Below are 5,474 nucleotides of genomic sequence, written 5' to 3' on the forward strand. Positions count from 1 at the left end.
GCCCCACCCTGCGCGGGGTCCGGCGCGTCGCCCGGCGCCCGGCGCGAGCGCGGCGGCGTCGCCCCGGCCCGGTTCGATCCATGATCTTCCACAGGCATGATTATCGGTGGCACCGGATCGTAGGACCGGGCCGCAGAACCACGGGGCGTGGTCGCGCGTGTACGCGGGGGGAGAGGGAGTGGCGTACGCCACAGGCCGGCGGCGGCCGGGGTGAGAGCTTGACCACGTGACCGACGTCCGAACTCGCGTACGCTGGCCGTTCACTCGCGTGTCGATGCCGGACCCCGTAGCCCTGCCGCTCAACCGCGGCACGTCACACACGCTGGTCCGCCGAGTGCGAGGGATCACCTGGGAGGTACATGCATGTCGGGGACGAACCCGGCCGGCCGCAACCGGACCCCTTCCCCCTGGCAGGCCCGACAGCGGCTCACCGCGCTCGCCGGAGGCACCAACCGCTGGGTCGTCCTGGCCGTCCTGTGCGTGAGCCTCGTGCTCGTCGCGCTCGACGCGACGATCCTGCACGTCGCCGTTCCCTCCGTCACCGAGGACCTGCGGCCCGGCTCGATCGAGCTGCTGTGGATCGTGGACGCCTACCCGCTGGTCTGCGCCTCGCTGCTGATCCTCTTCGGCACCCTCGGCGACCGGGTCGGCCGCCGCCGCATCCTGCTCCTCGGCTACGGGCTCTTCGGCGCGGCCTCGGCCGTCGCCGCCCTCGCCCAGGGCCCCCAGCTCCTCATCGCCGCCCGCGCACTGCTCGGCATCGGCGGCGCGATGATCATGCCCGCCACCCTGTCGATCCTGCGCCAGGTCTTCCCCGACCGGCGCGAGCGGGCGCTGGCCATCGGCATCTGGACCGCCGTCGCCGCGGTCGGCGCGGCCAGCGGGCCGGTGCTCGGCGGCTTCCTCGTGCAGCACTTCTGGTGGGGCTCGGTCTTCCTGATCAACATCCCGCTGATGGCGCTGATCCTGCCGATCGGGCGCTGGCTGCTGCCGGAGTCCCGGGGCGCGACGGACGGACCGTGGGACGTCGTCGGTGCGCTGATGGCCGCCGCCGGCGTCCTCGGCGTGGTGCTCGGCGTCAAGCGCGCCGGCGCCGACCAGAACCTCCTCGAGCCCCGGGCACTGGTCCCGCTGGTGCTCGGCGCGGCCCTGCTGGTCCTCTTCGTACGGCGGCAGCGGCGCCGTCCGCACCCGCTGATCGACATGCGGCTGTTCTCCCGCGCCACCTTCACGACCTCGGTCGGCTGCATCGTGCTGGCCATGCTGGCCCTGGTCGGCCTGGAGCTGATCGCCGTCCAGTACCTCCAGCTCGTGCTGGAGCTCAGCCCGCTGGAGACCGGCCTGCGGCTGCTGCCGCTCACCTTCGCCGCGATGGCCGCCGGCGCCACCGGCTCGTACACGCTGCACCGCGTCGGTCCGCGCCTGATGGTCTCGCTCGGCTTCACGCTGACCGCGCTGGCCGTGCTGGTGCTGACCCTGATGGGGCAGCACGACCGGCCGGTGCTGCTCACCGTGGGCTTCGTCCTGCTCGGCTTCGGCCTGCAGACCACGCTCTTCGCCGCCTACGAGTCGATGCTCAGCGAGGCCCCCGTGGAGGCGGCGGGCGGCGCGGCGGCCATCGGCGAGACCTCGTACCAGCTGGGCGCCGGCATGGGGATCGCGCTGCTCGGCAGCGTGATGAACGCGGCGTACGCGCCCGGGCTGGCGGATGTGACCGGCGTCTCGCCGGGGGACTCGGCGGGGGCGGCGAATTCGCTCGGCGAGGCGTACCAGATCGCTGCGGATCTGGGTGGGGCGGCGGGGGCGGCGCTGCACGCGGCTGCGCGGACGTCGTTCGTGCACGGGCTGCATGTCACGCTTGTGGTGAGTGCGGGGTTGTTGGTGGCGGGGGCGGTGATGGCGCTGAAGTTGCCGAAGGTCATGGAGTGCGTGGCTGCGGAGTCCGCGGCGGACGAGGGCGAGGCCGTGCCGGCCTCGGGCTCCGCGGGGGTGGCCATCCCGGCCCAGGCCGATCCGGCCTGCGACCGGGCCCTTGACGGCCGCCTGGCCTGACCTTCCCGCATCCGCTGCGCGGGGCCTTTCCCCTCCCCGCCCCTTCCCGAAACCGGGGCTGCCGCCCCGGCCCCCGCTTTCGGGGGCTCCGCCCCCGTACCCCCGCGCCTCAAACGCCGGCGGGGCTGGATTTTCCAGCCCGCGCGGCGTTTGAGCGCACCGGGCGCGCAGCGCACGGAACGGGGTCTGGGGCGGAGCCCCAGTTCGGGAAGGGGCGGGTAGGGGAAAGGCCCCGCGCAGCGGGTGGGGGTGGACTCGCGGGGGCGTTCGCGCATAGCGTCGGCGCGGCTGCGTGAAGAACCGCGCCGCCAGGTTCCCCGCCAGCCCCCGCCAAGGAGGCCCCTTGTCCGTGTCAGTGCCCTTCGTGCCCACCGACCCGCTCGGTATCGACGACCTCCTCGGCCCCGAGGACCTCGCCGTCCGCGACACCGTCCGCAGCTGGGCCGCCGACCGGGTCCTGCCGCACATCGCCGAGTGGTACGAGAAGGGCGAGCTGCCGGGCATCCGCGAACTGGCCCGGGAGCTCGGCGCGATCGGCGCCCTCGGTATGTCGCTGGAGGGCTACGGCTGCGCGGGCGCGAGCGCCGTGCAGTACGGACTGGCCTGTCTGGAGCTGGAGGCCGCGGACTCCGGCATCCGCTCGCTGGTCTCCGTCCAGGGTTCCCTGGCCATGTACGCGATCTGGAAGTACGGCTCCGAGGAGCAGAAGCAGCGCTGGCTGCCCGGCATGGCCGCCGGCGAGCTGATCGGCTGCTTCGGGCTGACCGAGCCCGACGTCGGCTCCGACCCCGCCGCCATGCGCACGTACGCCAAGCGGGACGGCGCGGACTGGGTGCTCAACGGGCGCAAGATGTGGATCACCAACGGGTCCGTGTCCGCGGTGGCCGTCGTGTGGGCGCAGACCGACGAGGGGATCCGCGGTTTCGCGGTGCCCACCGACGCGCCGGGCTTCTCCGCGCCCGAGATCAAGCACAAGTGGTCGCTGCGGGCCAGCGTCACCAGCGAGCTGGTCATGGACGACGTACGGCTGCCCGCCGACGCGGTGCTGCCGGGGGTCACCGGGCTCAAGGGTCCGCTGGGCTGCCTCAGCCACGCCCGGTACGGGATCGTGTGGGGTTCGATGGGCGCGGCGCGCGCGAGCTTCGAGGCCGCGCTCGACTACGCGCGGACGCGGGAGCAGTTCGGGAAGCCGATCGGCGGCTTCCAGCTCACCCAGGCCAAGCTCGCCGACATGGCGCTGGAACTGCACAAGGGCATCCTGCTCGCCCACCACCTGGGCCGGCGGATGGACGCCGGCACGCTGCGGCCGGAGCAGATCAGCTTCGGCAAGCTCAACAACGTGCGCGAGGCGATCGACATCTGCCGCACCAGCCGTACGATCCTGGGCGCGAACGGGATCTCACTGGAGTACCCCGTGATGCGGCACGCCACCAACCTGGAGTCGGTCCTCACCTACGAGGGCACCGTCGAGATGCACCAGCTGGTGCTGGGCAAGGCGCTCACCGGGCTCGACGCCTTCCGGTAAGTCCCCCGGCCACCGCTGGGTGGTGCCCCCCGCTCAGCTCTGGTTGAAGAAACCGTCCGCCGCGCGGCCGCCGTGCTCGCCGCTGACGATCTGGGTGTCGGCCGGGGTCAGCAGGAAGACCCTGGTCGCCACCCGCTCGATCGAGCCGCGCAGGCCGAAGGTCAGGCCGGCCGCGAAGTCGACCACGCGCTTGGCGTCCGCCGGGTCCATGGACGACAGGTTCACGATCACCGGGACGCCCTCGCGGAACAGCTCGCCGATGCCGCGCGCGTCACGGAAGCCGTCCGGGGTGACCGTGGCGATCCGCCGGCCCTGCTCGACGGCCGAGTCCGACACGACCTTCACCCGGGGGTCGGTGACCCACTGGTCCCCGGAGTGCGGGCCCTGCGGCGCCTCCGCGTAGTCGTCGTCGTAGTAACGCTCGTCGTCGCTGTCCTCCACGAGACCCAGCCAGGCACTCGCCTTGCGAACCGAACCCATGGACGCCTCCTTTCACCGCGGTTGTCTCAGGTCTTTTTCGTCTCCGCGTCCCTATGGTCGTCCATGATGCTGACAACGCGCCAAGTGGATAGCCGCCGCGCAGGGGTTTCGTGACGGTACTGGTGCAGAACATCCAGTGCACCGCCAAGGTTGCTGGCAGCTACCACTGCTGACTGAGTGAAAATACGACCGTCGCCTCCGGGCGGGTGACAGCAGCGGACGTATGGGTGAAGGCCCGGGCTCGGTACGATGCCCCGCACGCACGCGCACCACACACGGGGGAGTCGGTTTGTTCGGCATCGTCAGGCCTTGTACGCATCGATTGGGGGAGCGGTTCAAGGGCGAATGGATGGCCCATCTCTGCGGCCTGTGCCTCGCACTTCGCGGGGACCACGGACAGTTCGCCCGGATCGCCACCAACTACGACGGGCTGCTCGTCTCCGTCCTGACGGAGGCTCAGTCCGGCCCGGCCGACGGCGCACGGCGCACCGCCGGCCCCTGCCCGCTGCGCGGCATGCGCACCGCCCCGGTGGCCAACGGCGAGGGTGCGCGGCTCGCCGCGGCCGTCTCGCTGGTGCTCGCCTCGGCGAAGCTGCGCGACCACGTGGCCGACCGCGACGGGGTGTTGGCCCGCAAGCCCTTCGCCGCCGCCGCGCGCTCGGTGGCCCGCGGCTGGGACCGGGCCGGTGCCCGTACCGGCGCCTCCCTCGGCTTCGACACGGCCGTCCTCGTCGACGCGGTGGACCGGCAGTCCGGCATCGAGGCGCTGGCCGGGCTCGGCACGCCCGTGCTCGTGGTCACCGAGCCGACCGAGACCGCGACGGCGGCCGCCTTCGCGCACACCGCGCAGCTGGCCGGCCGCCCGGGCAACGCCGCCGCGCTCGCTGAGGCGGGCCGCTACTTCGGCCGGCTCGCCCACCTGCTCGACGCCGTCGAGGACCTGGCGGCCGACCGCGCCGCGGGCGCCTGGAACCCGCTCGACGCCACCGGCACCGACCTCGCCGAGGCCCGCCGGCTGTGCGACGACGCGCTGCGCGGCATACGCCTGGCCCTGCGCGAGGTCGAGTTCGTGGACGACGGGCTCGCGCACCGGCTGCTGGTCCACGAGCTGCGCTCCTCCGTCGACCGGGCCTTCGGCACCCGCTCCTGCGGCCACACGGCCCAGCACTCCGCCCAGCCCACCGCCCAGCACTCCGCGCCGGGGCCGTACGGCGGCAACCCGTACGGCGGCAACCCGTACGGCGACCAGGGCGGCGGCGCCGGGTATCCCCAGACTCCGTACCCTCAGACTCCGCATCCCCAGAACCCCTACGGCCAGAATCCGTACGGTCAGGGCCCCTACGGCGCCGCCCCCGGCGGCCCGGGCGGTCCCGGTGTGCCGCCGCCCCCCGGCCACGGCGGCGGCAGCGGCGGATAC

At 73.2% G+C, this 5,474-nt stretch carries 4 protein-coding genes; 3 read left to right on the forward strand and 1 reads right to left on the reverse strand.

Translation table 11 applies throughout. The features are described from left to right. Window positions 1–363: 363 nt before the first annotated feature. Both GPJ59_RS32765 and GPJ59_RS32770 read left to right on the forward strand, forming a co-directional pair. Complete coding sequence (locus tag GPJ59_RS32765; RefSeq protein ID WP_219671555.1) at window positions 364–2,052, forward strand: MFS transporter; 1,689 nt, start codon at window positions 364–366, stop codon at window positions 2,050–2,052. Window positions 2,053–2,395: 343 nt separating this feature from the next. Then, window positions 2,396–3,577, forward strand: a complete 1,182-nt coding sequence (locus GPJ59_RS32770; RefSeq protein WP_219671556.1) for an acyl-CoA dehydrogenase family protein — start codon at window positions 2,396–2,398, stop codon at window positions 3,575–3,577. Window positions 3,578–3,610: 33 nt separating this feature from the next. On the opposite strand, the gene GPJ59_RS32775 is transcribed toward GPJ59_RS32770, so the two are convergent. Continuing rightward, entirely contained in the window at window positions 3,611–4,057 is a 447-nt protein-coding gene (locus tag GPJ59_RS32775) for a cell division protein SepF (protein WP_219671557.1), read from the reverse strand. A gap of 289 nt (window positions 4,058–4,346) precedes the next feature. Between GPJ59_RS32775 and GPJ59_RS32780 the strand changes: the two genes are divergently transcribed. Next, window positions 4,347–5,474: DUF5685 family protein (locus GPJ59_RS32780; protein ID WP_219671558.1), on the forward strand; the 1,128-nt coding region annotated here is incomplete at its 3' end.

Source organism: Streptomyces bambusae (assembly GCF_019400985.1).
GTDB lineage: Bacteria > Actinomycetota > Actinomycetes > Streptomycetales > Streptomycetaceae > Streptomyces > Streptomyces bambusae_A.